17 protein-coding genes and 4 tRNA genes are annotated in these 22,336 nt (G+C 54.2%); 18 read left to right on the top strand and 3 right to left on the bottom strand.

What is annotated here, in order from left to right; genetic code table 11:
• Positions 1-40: 40 nt before the first annotated feature.
• The 3 genes from frr to AXW84_RS18060 form a co-directional block, all read right to left on the bottom strand.
• A complete protein-coding gene (gene frr / locus AXW84_RS18070) occupies positions 41-604 on the bottom strand; it encodes a ribosome recycling factor (RefSeq protein ID WP_068236461.1) in 564 nt (187 codons plus the stop codon).
• A gap of 96 nt (positions 605-700) precedes the next feature.
• On the bottom strand, positions 701-1,504 hold the full coding sequence (gene pyrH, locus AXW84_RS18065) for a UMP kinase (RefSeq protein WP_068236458.1): 804 nt from the start codon (positions 1,502-1,504) through the stop codon (positions 701-703).
• Between the two features lie 63 nt (positions 1,505-1,567).
• The gene (locus AXW84_RS18060; RefSeq protein WP_068236454.1) at positions 1,568-2,071 is read right to left on the bottom strand and encodes an acetyl-CoA carboxylase biotin carboxyl carrier protein subunit; all 504 of its coding nucleotides are present in this window, start codon (positions 2,069-2,071) and stop codon (positions 1,568-1,570) included.
• Positions 2,072-2,168: 97 nt separating this feature from the next.
• Here AXW84_RS18060 and AXW84_RS18055 point away from each other — a divergent pair, with 97 nt between their 5' ends.
• The 18 genes from AXW84_RS18055 to fusA all read left to right on the top strand — a co-directional run bounded on the left by AXW84_RS18055 (position 2,169) and on the right by fusA (position 22,330).
• Positions 2,169-4,754, top strand: coding sequence for a M1 family metallopeptidase (locus AXW84_RS18055; RefSeq protein WP_068236450.1), 2,586 nt, complete (start codon positions 2,169-2,171; stop codon positions 4,752-4,754).
• A 169-nt stretch (positions 4,755-4,923) separates the two neighbouring features.
• A tRNA-Tyr gene (locus tag AXW84_RS18050) sits at positions 4,924-5,003 on the top strand.
• A gap of 25 nt (positions 5,004-5,028) precedes the next feature.
• A tRNA-Gly gene (locus AXW84_RS18045) sits at positions 5,029-5,101 on the top strand.
• 17 nt (positions 5,102-5,118) lie between these two features.
• Positions 5,119-5,190, top strand: a tRNA-Thr gene (locus AXW84_RS18040).
• 160 nt (positions 5,191-5,350) lie between these two features.
• Positions 5,351-6,541, top strand: coding sequence for an elongation factor Tu (gene tuf, locus AXW84_RS18035; protein WP_068239675.1), 1,191 nt, complete (start codon positions 5,351-5,353; stop codon positions 6,539-6,541).
• A gap of 118 nt (positions 6,542-6,659) precedes the next feature.
• Positions 6,660-6,730, top strand: a tRNA-Trp gene (locus AXW84_RS18030).
• Between the two features lie 62 nt (positions 6,731-6,792).
• Positions 6,793-6,987: a preprotein translocase subunit SecE gene (secE, locus tag AXW84_RS18025; RefSeq protein ID WP_068236446.1), complete on the top strand. Its 195-nt coding sequence runs from the start codon at positions 6,793-6,795 to the stop codon at positions 6,985-6,987.
• A 13-nt stretch (positions 6,988-7,000) separates the two neighbouring features.
• Positions 7,001-7,564, top strand: coding sequence for a transcription termination/antitermination protein NusG (gene nusG / locus AXW84_RS18020; protein WP_068236443.1), 564 nt, complete (start codon positions 7,001-7,003; stop codon positions 7,562-7,564).
• A 120-nt stretch (positions 7,565-7,684) separates the two neighbouring features.
• Positions 7,685-8,128, top strand: a complete 444-nt coding sequence (gene rplK / locus AXW84_RS18015) for a 50S ribosomal protein L11 (RefSeq protein WP_068236440.1) — start codon at positions 7,685-7,687, stop codon at positions 8,126-8,128.
• 18 nt (positions 8,129-8,146) lie between these two features.
• A complete protein-coding gene (rplA, locus tag AXW84_RS18010) occupies positions 8,147-8,845 on the top strand; it encodes a 50S ribosomal protein L1 (RefSeq protein ID WP_068236437.1) in 699 nt (232 codons plus the stop codon).
• Positions 8,846-8,860: 15 nt separating this feature from the next.
• Positions 8,861-9,409, top strand: coding sequence for a 50S ribosomal protein L10 (gene rplJ, locus AXW84_RS18005; protein WP_068236433.1), 549 nt, complete (start codon positions 8,861-8,863; stop codon positions 9,407-9,409).
• Positions 9,410-9,475: 66 nt separating this feature from the next.
• Positions 9,476-9,856: a 50S ribosomal protein L7/L12 gene (gene rplL / locus AXW84_RS18000; RefSeq protein WP_068236430.1), complete on the top strand. Its 381-nt coding sequence runs from the start codon at positions 9,476-9,478 to the stop codon at positions 9,854-9,856.
• A 253-nt stretch (positions 9,857-10,109) separates the two neighbouring features.
• A complete protein-coding gene (gene rpoB / locus AXW84_RS17995) occupies positions 10,110-14,012 on the top strand; it encodes a DNA-directed RNA polymerase subunit beta (RefSeq protein WP_068236427.1) in 3,903 nt (1,300 codons plus the stop codon).
• Positions 14,013-14,175: 163 nt separating this feature from the next.
• Positions 14,176-18,528, top strand: coding sequence for a DNA-directed RNA polymerase subunit beta' (gene rpoC / locus AXW84_RS17990; protein ID WP_068236423.1), 4,353 nt, complete (start codon positions 14,176-14,178; stop codon positions 18,526-18,528).
• A gap of 113 nt (positions 18,529-18,641) precedes the next feature.
• Complete coding sequence (locus AXW84_RS17985; RefSeq protein WP_068236420.1) at positions 18,642-18,962, top strand: DUF3467 domain-containing protein; 321 nt, start codon at positions 18,642-18,644, stop codon at positions 18,960-18,962.
• Positions 18,963-19,078: 116 nt separating this feature from the next.
• A complete protein-coding gene (gene rpsL, locus AXW84_RS17980; RefSeq protein ID WP_068236417.1) occupies positions 19,079-19,510 on the top strand; it encodes a 30S ribosomal protein S12 in 432 nt (143 codons plus the stop codon).
• Positions 19,511-19,612: 102 nt separating this feature from the next.
• Positions 19,613-20,080 carry a 30S ribosomal protein S7 gene (gene rpsG, locus AXW84_RS17975; protein WP_035567919.1) on the top strand — a complete coding sequence of 156 codons (468 nt, stop codon included), beginning with the start codon at positions 19,613-19,615 and terminating at the stop codon, positions 20,078-20,080.
• Positions 20,081-20,191: 111 nt separating this feature from the next.
• Complete coding sequence (gene fusA / locus AXW84_RS17970; protein WP_068239671.1) at positions 20,192-22,330, top strand: elongation factor G; 2,139 nt, start codon at positions 20,192-20,194, stop codon at positions 22,328-22,330.
• Positions 22,331-22,336 lie beyond the last annotated feature (6 nt).

The following is a 22,336-nucleotide window of genomic DNA, read 5'->3' as shown; positions in this document are numbered from 1 at the left end:
ACTGCGCGTAGCAGCCAGGGCTTTTTTGTGAAAAAAATCTTCAGATGGTCATAATCTCCGACTCCTTTTTGCTCAGCGACTTCTCCACTTCCATAATGTAGCTGTCGGTAGCTTTTTGCACTTTCTCTTCGGCACTCTTAATTGCATCTTCCGAAGCGCCGTCTTTCAGCAGCTTGCGCAGGGCTTCGTTTACATCCTTGCGGATGCCGCGCATTCTGATTTTACCAGCTTCCGATTCGTTCTTGGCTTGCTTTACCAAATCGCGGCGGCGCTCTTCCGTCATGGCCGGAATGTTTAGCCGCACCCCATCGGCGTCCGACACAGGGTTCAGCCCCAGGTCGCTGGCTTTAATGGCCTTGGCCACCTCGCTCACCATGTTTTTCTCCCAAGGTTTGATGAGGAGCGAGCGAGCGTCGGGAGCCGAGATATTGGCCACCTGACCAATAGGCGTGGGAATGCCGTAATAATCTACCTTGAGGCCTTCGAGCATGGCCGGTGAGGCTTTGCCAGCCCGGATGCGGCCCATTTCGACGCCCACGTGGGCCAGGGCTTTGCCCATCGACTCTACCGCATCGTCGAGGTAGAACTGAATTTCTTCGTCCATTTTAGTTTAAGGTTGTCAGTTATTAGCAGGCTGTCAGGCGTCGGCCGTCATTGGTTTTCCAGTACAAACTAACAACGGCCGGCGGACAACCAAGGATTAGGCATGTTCTGGCTGGGGCCCCACAGCGGGCTGCAAGGCGCTGTGCTTGGCGTCGAGCGCCGGCGCCTTGCCGTGGCGGGCCGTGGCGGTGCCGTCCATGCTCACGAGGGTGCCCATGGGCTCTCCGTTCAGCAGGCGCGCCAAGTTGCCAGGGGTGTTCATGTCGAAAACGATGATGGGCAAATTATTTTCCTTGCACAGCGTGAAGGCCGTCATGTCCATCACGTTCAAATTCTTGGCAATTACTTCGTCGAAGGTGATGGATGGGAAACGCACGGCGTCGGGGTTCTTCTCCGGGTCGGCCGAGTAGATGCCGTCCACGCGCGTGCCCTTCAGCACCACGTCGGCCTCAATCTCGATGGCCCGTAGCGAAGCGGCTGAGTCGGTGGTGAAGTACGGCGAGCCAATGCCGGCTCCAAAAATCACCACGCGGCCTTTTTCCAAATGGCGCACCGCCCGGCGGCGGATGTAGGGTTCGCACACCTGCTGGATGGTGAGGCCCGAAAGCAGCCGAGTGCTCACATCGAGCTTTTCAAGGGCACTCTGTAAAGCCATGGAGTTGATGACCGTGGCCAGCATTCCCATGTAATCACCTTGCACGCGGTCGAGGCCAAACGCTTCGGCCTGCACGCCCCGGTAAATGTTGCCGCCGCCAATCACCACGGCTACTTGCACGCCGGTGGCGGCCACGGCTTTAATTTCGGAGGCGTACTGCATCAGCCGCTCAGCGTCGATGCCGTACTGCTGCTGGCCCATCAGGGCTTCGCCGCTGAGTTTGAGAAGAATACGGTGGTAGTTCAAAATGCGAAGCGTTGGTAAAGAGTAAGATAAATAACAAACTTCAGCGCTGAAGCCCCCGGGGCCCTAGCTGAACTGCACCAGTAGCTGCCCTTTCTGCACGTTGTCGCGCAGGCCCACCTTTATGGCGCTCACGGTGCCGTCGGCTGGGGCCTTGAGGATATTTTCCATCTTCATGGCCTCCAGCACCAGCAGCGGATCGCCTTTCTGCACAACTTGGCCGGGTTGCACCCGCACATCCACAATAAGCCCCGGCATGGGGGCTTTCAACTCGTTGACTTGCACAGCGGCAGCGTTGCTCAGGCCCAAACGCTCCAGTAGCTGGTCGAACCGGTCTTTGGCGCGCAGTTCGATGCGTTGGCCATTGATTTTCACTACGAATTGCTTGGCAGCGTAGTCGGCGCTCACCACTTCCGCGTTGTACGAACGGCCACTGTGTAAAATTTGAAAATGACCGGGGGCCCCGGCGGTTACGTCCCAGCCAAAAGCTTGGCCATTGAGATGCAGATCGTCGGTGGCGCGGTAGTCAACCTCCCAAAAACGGTCGGGGCCGGTGCTGATTTGGAGCATAGGAAAGGGAGCGGATAGGGTAGGAGCGGGGTTAAAGGTAGCCCAATTCCCAAATTATTTCGGAAATTCCAGCGATTTTTCGTCCCTTATCGCCGCTATGAATTATTTGCTAACGGGCCTTTGTGGGCTGCTACTGGCCAGTCCGCTAGGGGTTTGGGCACAAAAGGCGCGGCCTGGGGCCCCGGGGCCAGCCAGCCGGGCAGCGCAACGCCACAAGGGCGCCACGGCCGCCGCTGGGCCCCTCGCTACGGCGCCGCTGGTGGTGCCATCGTGGCTGCCGTCGGAAGGACCGTTGCAGCCGGCCGCCACCATCCTCACCGAAGTCACAAATACCAAGCTCGATGCCCGCTTCGATTACCAGAAGCAGTACCTGCTCGGCACGGCTATTCTCACGCTGCGCTCGCACTTTTACCCACAGAGCCAGGTGGTGCTCGATGCCAAGGGGTTTGATGTGCAAAAGGTGGAGCTCGTGGGCGAGCGTAAGGTGAAGCCGCTGGTGTACACCTACGACAAGCGCCAGCTCACCCTCACCCTCGACCGGCCCTACTCGCGCACCGAGGCCTACCAGGTGCGCATCGTGTACGTAGCCAAGCCCAACGAGCTGCCTGTCGGCGGCTCGGCGGCCATCACGGCCGCCAAGGGCCTGTACTTCATCAACCCGCTGGGCCTGGAGAAGAACAAGCCCCGCCAAATCTGGACCCAGGGCGAGACGGAGTCCAACTCGTGCTGGTTCCCGACCATCGACCGGCCCAACCAGCGCATGACGCAGGAAATCAGCCTAACGGTGGAAAAACAATTCAAAACGCTCTCCAACGGTTCGCTCATCTCGTCCAAAACCAATCCCGATGGCACCCGCACCGACTCGTGGCGCCAAAGCCAACCCCAGCCACCCTACCTGACTACCATTGTAGTGGGCGACTATGCCGTGGTGAGCGACGTGTGGCGCGGCAAAGCTGTCGAGTACTACGTGGAGCCGCCGTACGCCGGCACCGCCAAAGCCGTGTTTGGCCACACGCCCGAGATGCTGGAGTTCTTCTCGAAAAAACTGGGCGTGGACTACCCGTGGGACAAGTACGCCCAGGTAGCGGTGCGCGACTACGTGAGCGGGGCCATGGAAAATACTACCGCCGTCACGCACGGCACCAACGTGCAGGTGACGCGCCGCGAGTTGCTCGACGCCACGTACGCCGGCAACGAGTCCATCATTGCCCACGAGTTGATCCACCACTGGTTCGGCGACTACGTGACCTGCGAAAGCTGGAGCAACCTGCCCCTAAACGAGTCCTTTGCCGACTACGGCGAATACCTCTGGGCCGAGCGCAAGTATGGCCCCGACGAAGCTGCCTTGGTACAAGAAACTAAGCTGGCCAGCTACCTCGACGAAGCCCAGGGCAAGCGCGAGCCGCTGATTCGCTACCACTACAACGAGCGGGAAGACATGTTCGACCGCCACTCTTACGCCAAGGGGGGCCGGGTGCTGCACATGCTGCGCAAGTACGTGGGCGACGAGGCTTTCTTCGGGGCCCTCAACCGCTACTTGGTTCAGAACAGGCAATCGGCGGTGGAAATATCCAAGCTGCGCACGGCTTTCGAAGAAACCACCGGCGAAGACCTGATGTGGTTTTTTGATCAGTGGTTCCTGAAACGCGGGCACCCCGAGTTGCACATCAGCCACAGCTACGCCGGTGGGGCCCTGGCCCTGCGCGTACAGCAAACCCAGGATACCATCTACCAGCCCGTGTTCCGCCTGCCAATAACCGTGACCGTGTGGCAGAAAGACCGGCCAACCGATTACCGCATCACCGTCAGCAAAGCCGACCAAACCTTCTCGTTCCCTGCTGCCGAGCGGCCCAACTTGGTCAAGTTCGACAGCGAAGGCCAACTGCTGGCCCAAATCGACGAAGACCGCACCCCTGACGAGTTGCTGTTCCAATTCGACCACGCCCGTGGCTACTTGCAGCGGGCCGAAGTGCTGGAGTTGCTCCAGAACAAAACGGGCGACCTGCCCATCAGTGCTTTATTTCGGAATGCCTTAAACGATAAGTTCTGGGCCATCCGCCGCACAGCTCTCGAGCACCTGCGCCGCTACCGGGGCCCTGAGGGCAGCGCTGTGCGCCAAGCCGTACTAAGCGTGGCCACCACCGACCCCAACCCCCAAGTGCGCGCCCAGGCGCTGGCCACACTGGCTAGTTTCCCCGACAATGCGTACCGCGCCACTTTCCTAGCCGCTCTCAACGACAGTTCCTATACCGTGGCTGCGGCAGCTTTGACCGCTGTGGCCAAAATCTCCGGCAGTGGCATTCAAGCCCAAGTAACCGCTCTCGACAATACGGCCAGTAGCGTATTAGTATTGGCTTTGGCAGACTACTATGCGCAAAATGGGGCCCTCAACCAGTACGCGTGGTTCCTTCGCCGCCTGCCCGACGTGCCCGAAAGCGACCTCTACCGCTACCTGCAATCCTTCGGGGCCCTCATGGTTAACATCCCGCCCGTCGAGCGCGATAAGGGCAAGCAGTTGCTCGAGGAGTACGCCCGCCACGCTCCCCGCTACGATGTGCGGCTGGGGGCCTACAAAGGCTTGGCGCTACTACTGCCCAGCACGCCCAACCTCAAAGTCACACTCCAACACATCCGCGAGCAGGAAACTGACCAACGGCTTAAAGCATTTTACAATTTGATGTAGAACGAGTTGCCTAATACAACCGAAAAAAGAACAGCTTTTTTATGCGTATTCCTTGCCCCGTAAAAGAAAAACCGTAATTTTGCGCTTCCTAACGAAACACTACTGCTTTAGGGCAATTAGCAAATCAACGGGAATGCTCGCAGGCAATCGGCCGGCCAGCGCCAAATTTGGGGGTATCGCATAGTGGCAATTGCGGGTGACTGTAACTCACCTCCTTCGGGTTCATAGGTTCGAGTCCTGTTACCCCCACTTTTATAATTATTGATTGCCATCTGCGGGAGTAGCTCAGTTGGTAGAGCGGCAGCCTTCCAAGCTGCAGGTCGCGGGTTCGAACCTCGTCTCCCGCTCATTTCAAACAGAACAAGCCGTTTTAGCTCAGTGGTAGAGCACTTCCTTGGTAAGGAAGAGGTCATGGGTTCAAATCCCATAAATGGCTCACATTATTTACAAGTCCTGTCGGCTCACCCGCTACGGGCACGCTCCACACGAAGTAAGCGACGCGCAGTTTTCCTGAACTTTTGGGGGCTGAGTTTCGCTTTCTTGCCGTAGGGGCCTATTTTTTAAAATTCACCACCCTCTTTTTTCAACTCTTTACAATGGCTAAAGAAAATTTCGACCGGTCCAAGCCGCACGTTAACATCGGCACCATCGGCCACGTTGACCACGGCAAAACGACCCTGACTGCTGCTATCACGATGGTGTTGGCAAACCAGGGCCTGGCCGAAAAGCGTGACTTCTCCTCGATTGACAACGCTCCCGAGGAAAAAGAGCGTGGTATTACCATCAACACCTCGCACGTAGAGTACTCGACGGTTAATCGTCACTACGCCCACGTTGACTGCCCCGGCCACGCCGACTATGTGAAGAACATGGTGACGGGTGCCGCCCAGATGGACGGTGCTATCCTCGTGGTAGCTGCTACCGACGGCCCCATGCCTCAGACCCGTGAGCACATCCTGCTCGCCCGTCAGGTTGGTGTGCCCCAGCTGGTGGTGTTCATGAACAAAGTAGACATGGTGGACGATCCTGAGCTCCTCGAGCTGGTGGAGATGGAAATTCGTGAGTTGCTTTCGTTCTACGACTTCGATGGCGATAACATTCCGATCATTCAAGGTTCGGCTCTTGGCGGCCTGAACGGCGATGCTACCTGGGTGCCGAAAATCAACGAGCTGATGGAAGCGGTTGACTCGTTCATTCCGATTCCTGCTCGTCTGACCGAATTGCCTTTCCTGATGCCGGTAGAGGATGTATTCTCGATTACGGGCCGTGGCACTGTAGCCACCGGTCGTATCGAGCGCGGGATTATCAACTCGGGTGAGCAAGTAGATATCCTCGGCATGGGCGCCAAAGCTGGCCTCAAGTCGACGGTAACGGGTGTGGAAATGTTCCGCAAAATCCTGGACCGTGGCGAAGCTGGTGACAACGTTGGCCTGCTGCTCCGTGGCATTGAAAAGGATGACATCCGCCGCGGCATGGTTATCTGCAAGCCCGGCTCGGTAACTCCTCACCAGAAGTTCAAGGCTGAGGTGTACGTTCTCTCGAAAGAGGAAGGCGGCCGCCACACCCCGTTCTTCAACAACTACCGCCCGCAGTTCTACCTGCGTACCACCGACGTTACTGGCATCATCACCCTGCCCGAGGGCGTGGAGATGGTAATGCCCGGCGACAACATCACCATCACTGTTGAGCTGATCAGCAAAGTGGCGATGGAGAAAGGCCTCCGTTTCGCTATCCGTGAGGGTGGCCGTACGGTAGGTGCCGGCCAGGTAACCGAAGTGCTCGACTAGTTCGACTGGTTAAAACGACAATCCGCCCCTGCCTCCGCGGGGGCGGATTTGTTTTGTAACCAAGTTGTAGTACCTTTGCACTCCCGTTGGTAAAATATTGTCACCGGGAGTGTACTTTACGAGTGTAGTTCAAGGGTAGAATAGAGGTCTCCAAAACCTTTGATGGGAGTTCGAATCTCTCCACTCGTGCATTTTGAGGCGGTTGCCTCACATTCGGTTCATTTTTGCTGGCTTAGCCGGTCCCTTCTGCAATGACCAAGCTGACTAATTACTTCCGCGCCACTGCTGAGGAAATGCGTTATAGCGTGACGTGGCCCACTGCCATCGAACTGCAAAAGAGCGCTGGGCTAGTGCTCATTGGCTCGTTGGTATTCGCTGCAGTTGTCGGCATTATGGACGTTGCATTCAGTAAAAGCCTGACGGCTTTTTATCAATCATTTCGCTAATCACTAGTAGAAGATGGGCGAATTGAAATGGTATGTGGTGCGCTCAGTGAGTGGCCAGGAAAAAAAAGCCAAGAATTACCTTGAAACCGAATTAGGTCGCCACAACCTGACCGAGTTGGTTCCTCAAGTGCTGATCCCAGTGGAAAAGGTATTTGAGATGCGTAATGGCAAAAAGCGCGTTCGTGAACGCAACCTTTATCCGGGCTATATCATCATTCACGCTGATCTAGGTCACGGGGAAGTAGACCATATTATTACCAGCACTCCAGGCGTTATTGGTTTCCTTGGTGACAAGGACAAGAAGGACGCTGCCAACAATAAGCCTGTCCCTCTCCACATCACTGAGGTTAACCGGATCCTCGGTATTGTAGACGAGGCGGAAGAACAAGTTGCTACCCTTGATAAACCTTACGTGATGGGCGAGTTGGTGAAGATAACGGATGGTGGTTTCGCCGGTATGTCAGGAACTGTTTCCGAAATCTTTGAGGAGCGTAAAAAGCTTAATGTCATTGTAAAGATATTTGGCCGTTCACAGCCAATGGAATTAAATTACACCCAAGTGGAAAAAGAGTCCTAGGGGCCCTAATGATACCATGTCGACCATTGGCTCCGGGTCGGCTGGGCTTCCAAACAGGAGTATACTACTAACTGAGGCAAATGCGAGTTACGACGCAAGAACCACAGCCTTACAAATCAAATGGCCAAGGAAATTAGAGGTTATCTGCGCTTGCAGATAAAGGGAGGCTCAGCGAACCCATCGCCGCCGGTAGGACCTGCACTTGGTAGCAAAGGCCTTAACATCATGGAGTTTTGCAAGCAATTCAATGCGCGCACCCAGGATAAGGCCGGCCAAATCTGTCCCGTGTTGATTACCATGTACACCGACAAGTCTTTTGACTTTGTGGTGAAAACTGCTCCTGCACCGGTACTGCTCATGGAAGCAGCTAAGTTGCAGGGCGGTTCGAAAGAGCCTAACCGTAACAAGGTGGGTTCGGTTACATGGGATCAAATCCGCACCATTGCCGAAACGAAGATGCCTGACTTAAACGCCTTTAAGGTGGAGTCGGCCATGAAGCAAGTGGCCGGTACAGCTCGCAGCATGGGCATTACCGTCAAAGGCGATTCTCCTTTCGCAGAATAATTAAACGGAGAAAAGCAAATGGCAAAGATCACCAAAAAGCGCAAGGATGCCCTTGCCAAATATGACCTGACAGAGGTACGCAGCCTCCTTGAAGCAGCGAAAGTAGTGAAGGACATCTCCTACACTAAGTTTGATTCTTCAGTAGACATTGACGTGCGCTTGGGCGTTGACCCCCGCAAAGCTGACCAAATGGTTCGTGGTGTGGCAACACTGCCCCACGGCACTGGCAAAACTGTGCGTGTGTTGGCACTCGTAACTCCTGACAAGGAGGCCGAAGCCCTCGCTGCTGGTGCTGATTTTGTGGGCCTGGACGACTACATCTCGAAAATCGAGAAAGGTTGGACTGACATCGACGTTATCATTACCATGCCAGCCGTAATGGCTAAGGTAGGCCGTTTAGGCCGCGTATTGGGCCCCCGTGGCTTGATGCCAAACCCTAAATCGGGTACGGTAACAACCGATGTAGCTAGAGCTGTGCAAGAAGTGAAAGCTGGTAAAATCGATTTCAAAGTTGATAAAACCGGTATCATTCACTGCTCGGTAGGTAAAGTATCATTCGACGAAAGCAAATTAGCTGAAAACGCGCTAGAAATCATCCAGACTTTGGGTCGTTTGAAGCCGTCTTCGTCGAAGGGCACTTATATTAAGAGCATTACTCTGAGCAGCACTATGTCGCCCGGGGTGCCAGTTGACAGCCAGGTTACTTCCGCTAACTAATTAAACGACTCACCCATGAACAGGGAAGAAAAACAAACCCTCGTGGACGAGTTGAGCGAGAAGTTTCAATCGCACAACTCGTTCTACATCGTCGATGCTTCGGTGATGTCAGTAGCGAAAATCAACGAGTTTCGTCGTCTGTGCTTCAACCGTGGTATGGAATATAAGGTGTACAAAAATACCTTTATCCGTAAGGCGCTTGACACTTTGGGCCACGACACTTCGGAGATGGACGCTGCGCTGAAAGGTCAATCGGGCGTACTTTTCTCGCAGGAGAGTGGCTCGGCCCCTGCTAAGCTGTTGCGCGATTTTTATAAGTCGCAAGCTTACGGCCGTAACGTAACACCTAAACCCGTGTTGAAAGGGGCCTACGTTGATGCCAGCATCTATGTGGGTTCGGATCAGCTTGAAGGTCTGACTACCATCAAAGGCAAACAAGAATTGCTTGGCGAGCTTATCGGCCTGCTGCAATCGCCCGCCAAAAATGTTATTTCGGCGCTGCAAAGCGGTGGCAATAAATTGGCTGGTATTCTCAAAACGCTTTCCGAGAAAGAGGCTGCTTAAGCGATTTGCTCATTTCTCGTACTCCAATATTATTTTCAACAACACTTTTTTTAACAATCTACTGAAATGGCAGATTTGAAAGCATTCGCTGAGCAGCTCGTAAACCTGACGGTGAAAGAAGTAAACGAATTGGCTGGTATCTTGAAGGACGAGTACGGCATTGAGCCTGCTGCTGCTGCTCCTGTAATGATGGCTGGTGGCGGTGGCGCTGCTGCCGAAGAAGCCCCTGAGGAAAAAACGTCGTTCGACGTTATCCTGAAGGCTGCCGGAGGTGCTAAACTGGCCGTAGTTAAATTGGTGAAAGACCTGACCGGCCTCGGCCTGAAGGAAGCTAAAGAACTGGTTGACGGTGCCCCCAAGCCCCTGAAAGAAGGCGTAACCAAAGACGAAGCCGACACGCTGAAGAAGCAGTTGGAAGAAGCTGGCGCTGAAGTAGAGGTGAAGTAATTGCAGCTTCTGAAGCTGTATTTATCCTGCTTCAAATAAGGATTAGACCTGGCAACTTAGCCAGGTCTTTTCCTGTTTGTAGTATCGCCGGAGCGCAAGCCAGTTGGTTTGCGCTTCGTTGTGTCAGTATACAGTTCTGTTTTGCAGAATTGTTTTGGGCTGTAAACCAATAGGTTCGCAGAGCTGAACCTCCACCTCTATTGGGTGGCCCCCAGTTTTACGCTTCCGTGTCCATCTTTTAATCCCCTCCGCATTGGCTACACCGAAAGCAAAAACGGCCGCGCTCCAGAAATCGGCCGCCGCTGAGCGAATCAGTTTCGCTAAGATTAGAAAGGTTATTGAATATCCGGACTTCCTAGACGTGCAGGTGCAGTCGTTCCAGGATTTCTTTCAGTTGGAAACCGCCGCTGAGAATCGGTCAAATGAGGGTTTGTTCAAGGTATTTGCCGAGAACTTCCCCATCTCTGATTCGCGCGAAAATTTCGTGCTGAACTTTATAGATTACCACGTTGACCCACCCAAGTACTCGGTTGACGAATGCATTGACCGGGGCCTAACCTACTCGGTGCCTCTTAAAGCCAAACTGCGCCTTATCTGCAATGATAAGGACAACGAGGATTTTGAAACGATTGAGCAGGAAGTGTTTCTGGGTAACATCCCGTACATGACCGAAAAAGGCTCGTTTGTTATTAACGGCGCTGAGCGGGTTATCGTATCGCAGTTGCATCGTTCGCCGGGTGTATTCTTTGCCCAGAGCAAACATACCAACGGTACCAAGCTGTATTCAGCACGCATCATTCCGTTCAAAGGATCGTGGATCGAGTTTGCCACGGACGTGAACAACGTGATGTATGCCTACATCGACCGCAAGAAGAAGTTTCCAGTTACAACGCTTCTCCGTGCCATCGGTTACGGTACTGACAAAGACATTCTCGACCTGTTCGGACTGTCGGAGGAGGTAAAGGCAGACAAAAAGAATCTTAAAAAAGCTGTCGGACGCAAGTTAGCCGCCCGGGTGCTGCGCACTTGGACGGAGGACTTTGTGGATGAGGATACCGGTGAGGTAGTTTCCATCGACCGGAATGAGGTATTGCTGGAGCGTGACTCGATAATTGAGGAGGCTGATATCGATACCATCTTAGAGGCTGGAGCGAAATCGGTTATCCTGCACCGTGAGAACGTTAACATTGCGGACTTCGCTATCATATACAATACGCTTCAGAAGGATAACTCCAACTCGGAGAAGGAAGCTGTAGAGCAGATTTATCGCCAGCTCCGTAACACTGAGGCCCCTGATGAAGAAACTGCTCGCGATATTATCCAGAAGCTGTTTTTCTCGGACAAGCGCTACGACCTTGGGGAAGTAGGCCGCTACCGTATCAATAAGAAGCTAGCCATTGATATGAGCCAGGCTTCACGGGTATTGACCAATCAGGACATTGTGTTGATTGTGAAATACCTGATTGGCCTGATTAACTCAAAGGCCATTGTTGATGACATTGACCACTTGAGTAACCGCCGTGTACGCACGGTTGGCGAGCAGCTCTACGCGCAATTTGGCGTGGGCCTGGCCCGTATGGCCCGTACCATTAAGGAGCGCATGAACGTGCGCGACAATGAGGATTTCAAGCCGGTTGACTTAATTAACGCCCGGACGCTGTCCAGCGTGATTAACTCGTTCTTCGGTACGAACCAGTTGTCGCAGTTCATGGACCAAACCAATCCACTGGCTGAAGTGACGCACAAGCGCCGCGTATCGGCTCTTGGGCCGGGAGGTCTGTCGCGTGAGCGTGCCGGTTTCGAAGTACGTGACGTGCATTATACGCACTACGGTCGTCTGTGCACCATCGAAACCCCTGAGGGCCCCAACATCGGTCTGATTTCGTCGCTGTGCGTTCACGCTCGCGTGAACTCGATGGGTTTCATTGAGACTCCTTACCGGGACGTAAAAGACGGTAAAGTGGACATGAGCTCTAACGTGAAGTTCTTGACCGCTGAGGAAGAAGACACGCACCACATCGCGCAGGCCAACTCCTTGCTTGATAACGACGGTAAACTGACCCAGGAACTGGTAAAAGGCCGTTTTGAAGGTGACTTCCCGGTAGTAAACCCTGAGGAGTATTCCTATATGGACGTAGCTCCGAACCAAATCGTATCGGTGGCTGCTTCGCTGATTCCTTTCCTGGAGCACGACGATGCTAACCGGGCCCTGATGGGCTCGAACATGCAGCGCCAGGCTGTGCCGTTGGTGCGCCCCGAGGCCCCTATTGTAGGTACCGGTTTGGAGGGCCGTATTGCCACCGACTCGCGTACGCTGGTTGTATCGGAAGGCGAGGGTGTAATTGATTACGTTGACGCCAACAAGATTGTCGTAAAGTACGATTTATCGGAAGACGATGTGATGATAAGCTTTGATGCCGAGCGCATCACTTATGACCTCATCAAGTTCCGCCGTACCAACCAAGATACATGCCTCAACCTAACGCCGCTAGTAAAACGCGGCGAGCGAGTGAGCAAGGGTCAGCCGCTGTGCGAAGGTTACGGCACCAACCAGGGCGAACTAGCTTTGGGTCGCAATATGCAGGTGGCCTTCATGCCATGGCAGGGCTATAACTTCGAGGATGCCATCGTCATCTCGGAGCGCGTGGTTCGCGACGACATTTTCACCTCGATTCACATTGAAGAATTTGAGTTGGAAGTGCGTGAAACCAAGCGCGGCGAGGAGGAACTGACCTCGGAGATTCCTAACGTGAGCGAAGAAGCAGTTCGTAACCTTGACGATAACGGCATCATCCGTTTGGGTGCTGAAGTACGGGAAGGCGACATCCTGATTGGTAAAATCACGCCTAAGGGCGAGACGGACCCAACCCCGGAAGAGAAGCTGCTCCGCGCCATATTTGGCGATAAAGCCGGTGATGTTAAAGATGCCTCGCTTAAAGCGCCGCCCTCTTTGCAGGGTGTGGTGATTGGCACCAAGCTATTTTCACGTCCTAAGAAAGACAAGAACCTGCGGGCCAAGTCGAAGAAGGAAGTGGAAGACCTGAAGGACAAGTACGCGCACGAGTTGCGTGGCATCAAAGCCATCATGGTGGATAAGCTGGTGCAGTTACTCGAAGGCAAAACGTCGCAGGGCATCAAGCACCGCTTTGGCGAAGAGATGATTGCCAAGGGCGTTAAGTTCAACCGCAAAAATATCAACGAGGGCCTCTTCCCCGAGAAGAACCCTTACAAGGACGAAAGCAACTACGCCGTACCGGAAGAGGTGAACCTGTTCAAGGACCTGATTCTGGAAGGGTGGACGGCTGACGCCCGCGTGAATGCTATGCTGTTAACGCTGGTGAAAAACTACGCCAAGCGCCGCAACACCATTACGGCACACTTTAAGCGCCACCGCTTCACATTGGAAGTGGGTGATGAATTACCTGCGGGTATTGTGCAGCTGGCCAAGGTTTACATCGCCAAGAAGCGCAAGCTGAAGGTGGGTGATAAAATGGCTGGCCGTCACGGTAACAAAGGGGTTGTGGCCCGCATCGTGCGCGATGAGGACATGCCTTTCCTTGCCGACGGCACGCCGATGGACATTGTACTGAACCCACTGGGCGTACCAAGCCGGATGAACATCGGACAGATCTACGAAACCGTGCTGGGCTGGGCCGGTCTGAAAATGGGCCGTCGTTACTCGACGCCAATTTTTGACGGTGCTACGGAAGCAGAAGTATCGAAAGAACTGGCGGAAGCTGGTCTGCCGCACTTCGGCCGTACCTACTTGCACGATGGTTTGACTGGGCAGCAGTTCGACCAGCCGGTGACCGTGGGCGTGATTTACATGCTCAAGCTTGGCCACTTGGTTGACGACAAGATGCACGCCCGTTCCATTGGGCCGTACTCGCTCATCACGCAGCAGCCGCTGGGTGGTAAAGCACAGTTCGGTGGCCAGCGTTTCGGCGAAATGGAAGTTTGGGCCCTGGAGGCCTTCGGTGCTTCCAACGTGCTCCAGGAAATATTGACCGTGAAATCGGACGACGTGGTGGGCCGTGCCAAAGCTTACGAAGCCATTGTAAAAGGCGACGTATTGCCAAAGCCGAACATTCCCGAGTCGTTCAACGTGCTGATCCACGAATTGCGTGGCTTGGCACTGGAAATCACGCTGGAGTAAGTCTTGGTTGCTGATTGCAGCTATTGGCAAAGCGCTGGTAGCTGCAACCAGTAACTAATGACCAAGGCACGATTGCCGAATTTTCGATGTTGGTTTTATTCGGGCTCATCAAAAGCCATTAAAAACTGACAGCATACAAGCCAACAGCTAACAGCTTCCTAACATGGCGTTTGCAAAAAGCAAAAAATTAGTACAGGACTTCTCGAAAGTCACCATCTCATTGGCGTCGCCGGAAGTGATTCTGGAGCGTTCGACGGGGGAAGTGGTGAAGCCTGAAACCATCAACTACCGCACTTACAAGCCCGAGATGGGCGGCCTGTTTTGCGAGCGGATTTTCGGTCCTGTGAAGGACTGGGAATGCCACTGCGGCAAATACAAGCGCATTCGTTACAAGGGCATCATCTGCGACCGGTGCGGCGTGGAGGTAACCGAGAAGAAAGTTCGCCGTGAGCGGATGGGTCACATCGAGTTGGTGGTGCCCGTTGCGCACATTTGGTACTTCAAATCGCTGCCTAACAAAATCGGCTACCTGCTGGGCTTGCCCACCAAAAAGCTTGATCAAATCATCTACTACGAGCGCTATGTGGTGGTGCAGCCCGGCGCAATGGCCGAAGAAGGCGTGCAGCAACTCGACTTCATGACGGAGGACGAGTATCTGGACGTCATCGATAAGCTGCCGCGTGAAAACCAGATGTTGCCGAACGAAGACCCCAATAAATTCATCGCTAAGATGGGGGCCGACGCTTTGCAGATGTTACTGGAGCGTATCAACCTCGACGAGCTAAGCTATTCGCTCCGTGACTCGGCTGCGCACGAAACCTCGCAGCAGCGTAAGGCGGAAGCGCTGAAGCGCCTGCGCGTAGTGGAAGCCTTCCGCGACGCTGCTACCCGCGTGGAGAACAAGCCCGAGTGGATGGTCATCCGCATGGTGCCGGTGATTCCGCCCGAGCTGCGCCCGCTGGTGCCGCTCGATGGTGGCCGCTTTGCTACCTCGGACTTGAACGACCTGTACCGCCGCGTCATCATCCGCAACAACCGCCTCAAGCGCCTGATTGAAATCAAGGCCCCGGAAGTGATTCTGCGGAACGAGAAGCGGATGCTGCAAGAAGCCGTTGATTCGCTCTTCGATAATTCACGCAAGGTGAATGCCGTGCGCGCCGAAGGCAACCGGGCCCTGAAGTCGCTGTCTGATATGCTGAAAGGCAAGCAAGGCCGTTTCCGTCAGAACCTGCTTGGTAAGCGTGTGGACTACTCGGGCCGCTCGGTTATCGTAGTGGGCCCCGAGCTGAAATTGCACGAGTGCGGCTTGCCTAAAAACATGGCTGCCGAGCTGTTTAAGCCGTTCATCATCCGCAAGCTCATCGAGCGCGGTATCGTGAAAACGGTCAAATCGGCCAAGAAAATCGTGGACCGCAAAGACGCCGTTGTTTGGGATATCCTAGAGAACGTACTGAAAGGCCACCCCGTGCTCCTCAACCGGGCCCCCACGTTGCACCGCTTGGGCATCCAGGCGTTCCAGCCGCGTCTTATTGAGGGTAAAGCTATCCAGCTACACCCGCTGGTGTGTACGGCTTTCAACGCCGACTTTGACGGTGACCAAATGGCTGTGCACGTGCCTCTGGGCCCGGCTGCTATCCTGGAAGCCTCCATGCTGATGTTGGCTTCGCATAACATCCTGAACCCCGCCAACGGGGCCCCCATTGCGGTGCCCTCGCAGGACATGGTGCTCGGGTTGTATTACGTAACCAAAGGCAAGCGCAGTACCGATAACGAGAGGATCCAGGGCGAAGGCCGTGTGTTCTACTCGGACGAGGAAGTGGTGATTGCCTTGAACGAAAACCAGCTTTCGAAGCACGCTTACATCAAGGTGCGCACGGTCATTCGCGACGAGAACGATGACTTAGTGACGAAAGTCATTGAGACGGTAGCCGGTCGCGTGCTGTTCAACCAGATGGTGCCCGCCGAAGTGGGCTTCGTGGACGAGTTATTGACTAAAAAGAAGCTCCAGCAAATTATTTCGCTGGTGTTTAAGCGCACGGGCATGGCCCGCACGGCGCAATTCTTGGACGACATCAAAACCCTCGGTTTCCAGTCAGCCTACAAGGGCGGCTTGAGTATGGGCCTTGGTGACATAAACATTCCCAAGGAGAAAGACGAGTTGATTGCGCAAGCCCAAGCTGACGTAGCTGCAGTAACGCAGAACTATCAGATGGGTTTGATCACCAATAACGAGCGTTACAACCAAGTTATCGACATCTGGACGCGCATCAATAACCAGATCACCGAGACCCTTATGGGCCGCCTGGAGAAGGAAGACCAAGGCTTCAACTCCATCTACATGATGATGCACTCGGGGGCCCGTGGCTCGCGTGAGCAGATTCGTCAGCTTGGCGGCATGCGTGGCCTGATGGCCAAGCCTCAAAAGTCGCTGCAAGGTTCGGTAGGTGAGATCATCGAGAACCCGATTCTGTCTAACTTCAAAGAAGGCCTAGACGTAATTGAGTACTTTATCTCGACGCACGGTGCCCGTAAGGGCCTTGCTGACACGGCTATGAAGACGGCTGACGCCGGCTACCTGACCCGTCGTCTGCATGATGTGGCCCAAGATGTAATCGTTACTCAGAGCGACTGCGGTACCCTGCGGGGCATCGAAACTTTCGCTCTAAAGGATAACGAGGACATTGTGGAGCCGCTATCTGAACGCATCCTCGGCCGAGTAGCTGTCCACGACATTGTGGACCCCTTGACCGATGAGATGATCCTGATTGCTGGCGGTGAGATTACTGAAGAAATCACCCGTCGTGTTGACCAGACGGCCATTGAGTCGGTGGAGATTCGTTCGGTGTTGACTTGTGAATCGAAGCGCGGCATTTGTGGCAAGTGCTACGGCCGTAACCTGTCGTCGGGCCGCATGGTCCAGCGCGGTGAGGCAGTAGGCGTTATCGCTGCCCAGTCGATTGGTGAGCCCGGTACTCAGCTTACGTTGCGCACGTTCCACGTGGGTGGTACCGCTTCAAACATTGCCGTAGAGGCAGGCATTAAGGCTAAATTCGCCGGCGTGGTTGAGTTTGAAGATATCCGCACCGTGGATACCCTGACTGCTGAAGGCGTGAAAGGCCAAGTGGTAATGGGTCGCTCGGGTGAAATCCGAGTGGTAGAAGCAGTCACTGGTAAAGTGTTGCTTTCTAACCACGTTCCCTATGGCTCGGTCCTGCTTGTAAAAGAAGGCCAGCAGGTAGAGAAAGGCCACGAGCTTTGCACCTGGGACCCTTACAACGCCGTTATTTTGGCCGAGTTCGATGGTACCGTGCAGTACGACGCCATCACGGAGGGCATTACCTACCGCGAGGAGTCGGACGAGCAAACAGGCCACCGCGAGAAGGTAGTCATTGAAAGCAAAGACAAGGCTCAGAACCCGTCCATCATTGTGAAGGGTGGCAAAAAAGCCGATGCCGATGCTCAGCGGGCTTACAGCTTGCCCGTGGGTTCGCACATCAATATTGAGAACAACGCGAAAATCAAGGCAGGTGATATCCTGGCCAAGATTCCGCGCATGGTGGGCAAAACCCGTGACATCACCGGCGGTCTACCGCGCGTAGTGGAACTGTTCGAAGCCCGTAACCCGTCGAACCCGGCCGTTGTGTCGGAAATTGATGGTGTGGTAACCTACGGTTCGGTAAAACGTGGCAACCGTGAAATCTTCGTCGAGTCAAAAGACGGCGTGAAGAAAAAGTACATGGTGCCGCTGTCGAAGCACATTCTGGTGCAAGACAACGACTTTATCCGCGCCGGTATGCCGCTTTCGGATGGTGCTATTACGCCTTCCGATATCCTGAGCATTCAGGGCCCCGGGGCTGTGCAAGAGTACCTCGTGAACGAGATTCAGGAAGTGTACCGCTTGCAGGGTGTGAAAATCAACGACAAGCACATTGAGGTGGTTGTCCGCCAGATGATGCAGAAAGTGGTGATCTTAGATGCTGGTGATACCTCGTTCCTTGAGAACCAGGTGATCAACAAAATCCTTTTCATGGAGGAAAACGACACCATCATCGACATGAAGGTGGTGACGGAAGCCGGCGACTCGGCATCGATGAAGCCCGGTCAGATTGTGACGGCTCGCCGCCTCCGCGACGAGAACAGCAGCCTGAAGCGCCGCGACCTGCAACTCGTGCAAGTGCGCGAGGCGCAGCCTTCGGTGTCACGTCCTACGCTGCAAGGCATCACGCAAGCCTCCCTGGGCACGCAGTCGTTCATCTCGGCTGCTTCGTTCCAGGAGACGACCAAGGTGCTGTCGGAGGCTGCCATCCGTGGTAAAGCCGATGAGCTGTTGGGCTTAAAGGAAAACGTGATTGTCGGTCATCTCATCCCGGCCGGTACTGGTTTGCTGGAATACACGCGTCAGATAGTGCAAACTAAAGACGAGGTAGAAGCCCAGCAGGCTGCTAAAGCCGCCGAAGAGGCTACGCCTGCCAAGCGCCCCTCGCGCGCTGGCAAGCGGGAAACCGTAGCCGAATAATTTGGCTCCGCGTTGAGTGAAGAAGAAGCCGACCGGTGTGAGCCGGTCGGCTTTTACTTTTTTCATTAATTGGCAAGCCTTCTTGGGCGTAACGCCGCAAAAAAAACGACCGTATGCAGCCTGAACAAACGCCAGATCCCAACGCCATCAACATTGAGCTTTCTGAAAACATGGCCGAAGGCGAGTATGCCAATCTGGCTCTTATAGCCCATAGCAACAGCGAGTTCGTGATTGATTTTATCCGGATGATGCCGGGAATGTCAAAGGCTAAGGTCAAATCGCGCATTGTGGTAACGCCTGAACACGCTAAGCGCCTGCTCGCAGCACTGTCCGAAAATGTGGAGCGTTACGAACAGTCGTTTGGCCACATCAAAGTGCATAGCGATGCGCCCAATTACCCGATAAGCTTCGGTGGTGCGGTAGGGGAAGCTTAGGGGCCCAGCCGGCACTTAAAATTAACCAACTCACGTAGTTTGCTATTGCAAGGAAATAAACTTACCTTTGCAAGCCAAAAATTGGGGGCAAACGGCTCCTGCTAATCATTCGCTAAATGCCAACTATCAACCAATTAGTACGAAAAGGCCGTGAGGCTTTGACCACAAAGTCAAAGTCGCCCGCGCTTGACTCGTGCCCGCAGCGTCGGGGCGTGTGCACCCGTGTGTACACCACCACGCCTAAGAAGCCGAACTCGGCTATGCGCAAAGTGGCCCGTGTGCGCCTTACCAACGGTAAGGAAGTAAACGCATACATTCCCGGTGAAGGCCACAACCTCCAAGAGCACAGCATTGTGCTGATTCGTGGGGGCCGGGTAAAAGACTTGCCGGGTGTGCGTTACCACATCATCCGCGGTGCCCTTGACACTGCTGGTGTAAGTGGCCGGACGCAACGCCGCTCGAAGTACGGTGCCAAACGTCCTAAGCCTGGTCAGCCTGCTGCGGCCGCTGGCAAAGGTGGAAAAGCCGCACCTGGCAAGAAAAAATAGTGATTGAGTAGTTGGTAGTTAGTTGTCAGCATTCGAGCCCTTGGGTTTAATGGGCGCTGGCTTCAATTGCTGACTACCGACTACCCAATACCAAAAATTCCAATGAGAAAGTCGAAACCAAAGAAGCGCATTCTGCTTCCCGATCCTAAGTACAAAGAGACGCTGGTGACGCGTTTTGTAAACTACATGATGTACGACGGGAAGAAAAACCTAGCGTACACCATTTTCTATGATGCCTGCGATCTAGTGGAGCAGCGGACCAAGGAAAGCGGCCTCGAGATGTGGCGCAAAGCCCTGAATAACGTAATGCCAACTGTTGAGGTGAAAAGCCGTCGCGTGGGTGGTGCTACTTTCCAAGTTCCAATTGAAGTGCGCGCTGATCGCCGTATTTCGGTAGGTGCCAAATGGATGATTCAGTACGCTCGCCGCCGTGGTGAGAAAACGATGAAAGACAAATTGGCTGGTGAAATCATCGCCGCTGCCAAAGGCGAAGGTGCCGCCGTCAAGAAAAAAGACGATACGCACCGCATGGCGGAAGCTAACAAAGCTTTCTCGCACTTCCGATTCTAAATTGGTTGTCCGGCATTTGGGGCCCCAGGGGACTTGGATTTTTTTGACGCAATCTGACGTTGAACAACCAAGTCCTTGGGGCCCCTTATTCCTAAGACCTTAAACATAATCATGGCCGTTAACAAAGAACTCCAGTACCTCCGCAACATCGGGATTATGGCGCACATCGACGCCGGTAAGACCACGACTTCGGAGCGTATTCTGTATTATACCGGGAAAACCCACAAAATCGGGGAAGTGCACGACGGTGCCGCCACGATGGACTGGATGGAGCAGGAGCAGGAGCGGGGTATCACGATTACTTCAGCCGCTACCACGACTTTCTGGAACTACCCAACGGACATCAAGGGTGACCCAATTGCCGATACGCATCAGTACAAGATCAACCTGATCGATACGCCAGGCCACGTAGACTTCACGGTGGAAGTGGAGCGCTCGTTGCGCGTGCTTGACGGAGCAGTAGCTCTGTTCTGCGCCGTATCGGGCGTAGAGCCTCAGTCGGAGACGGTATGGCGCCAAGCTGATAAGTACAAAGTGCCGCGCATCTGTTTCGTCAACAAAATGGACCGTGCCGGTGCTGACTTCTTCAAGGCCGTTGCCGAAATCAAGGACAAGCTCGGGGCTAACCCCGTGCCCCTCCAGATTCCGATTGGTGCTGAGGATACGTTTAAGGGCGTTGTGGATTTGCTGACTGGCAAAGCCATTGTGTGGGACGATGCGACGGAAGGCAAATCATACAGCGAAATCCCAGTACCTGAGGATTTGGTGGAGACTGTGGCTGAGTGGCGACAAAAGCTAGTAGAAAGCGTAGCTGAGTACGATGATGCGTTGATGGAGAAATTCTTCGATGATCCGGACTCCATTACCCGTGAGGAAATGATGGTTGTTATCCGCAAAGCGGTTATCGACATGAAGTTCTCGCCGGTTATGTGCGGCTCGGCTTTCAAGAACAAGGGTGTGCAAACCATGCTGGATGGCGTTATGGCCTACTTGCCGTCTCCGCTCGACATGCCCGCTATTATGGGCAGCGACCCGGATACCGGAGCTGAAATTGAGCGTCACCCTGATAACACGGAGCCTTTCACTGCGCTGGCTTTCAAAATCGCTACTGACCCGTTCGTAGGCCGTCTGTGCTTCTTCCGCTGTTACAGCGGGGTATTGGATGCCGGTTCGTACGTACTAAACAACCGTACTGGCAAAAAGGAGCGTATCTCACGTCTGATGCAGATGCACTCCAACAAGCAGAACCCGATTGATAAAATTCAGGCGGGTGATATTGCTGCTGGTGTGGGTTTCAAAGATATCAAAACCGGTGATACGCTAAGCGAAGAGAAGTACCCCATCGTCCTTGAGTCGATGAGCTTCCCCGAGCCGGTAATTGGTTACGCAATTGAGCCGAAAACGCAAGCTGACGTAGACAAAATGGGCATGGCCATTGCCAAGCTTATCGAGGAAGACCCCACGTTGAAAGTAAACACTGACCCCGAAACCGGCCAGACGGTGTTGCGTGGCATGGGCGAATTGCACTTGGAAATTATCATTGACCGCATGCGTCGTGAGTTCAAAGTGGAAATTAACCAGGGGGCCCCACAAGTGGCCTATAAAGAGATTCTCACTAAGAAGGTCGACCACCGCGAGACGTACAAGAAGCAAACCGGTGGTCGCGGAAAGTTCGGCGATATCGTTTTCGAACTTGGTCCGAAAGAAACAGAACCAGAAAAGCCCGGGTTTGAGTTTGACAACGCTATTGTAGGCGGTGTTATCCCGCGTGAATTCATCGCCCCGATTCAGAAAGGCTTTGAAGAAGCGATGAAGCAGGGCCCCTTGGCTGGCTTCCCAATCGAGGGTATGAAAGTGCGTCTCTACCATGGTTCCTTCCACGACGTTGACTCGGACGCACTATCGTTTGAATTGGCTGCTCGCGGCGGTTTCCGCGAAGCTGCTCGCCAAGCTGGCCCGAAATTGCTCGAGCCCATTATGAGTGTAGAAGTTGTCTGCCCTGACGAATACACTGGCCCGGTAACGGGTGACTTGAACCGTCGTCGTGGTTTGATGAAAGGTATGGACACTAAAGGTGGTGCCCAGTTAATTAAAGCTGATGTGCCCCTTTCGGAGCTTTTCGGCTACGTGACGGCATTGCGCACCATTTCGTCGGGCCGTGCTTCGGCATCGCTCACGTTCTCGCACTACGAGCAAGTACCCAGCAACATGGCTGAGGCCATTATTGCTAAAGTTAAAGGTTCCAAATAACACCCC

Origin of the sequence: Hymenobacter sp. PAMC 26628 (assembly GCF_001562275.1) — a bacterium.
In the GTDB taxonomy this organism is placed as follows: Bacteria; Bacteroidota; Bacteroidia; order Cytophagales; family Hymenobacteraceae; genus Hymenobacter.
The sequence above is the reverse complement of the archived record's forward strand: the minus strand, read 5'-3'. Positions and strand labels throughout refer to the sequence as shown.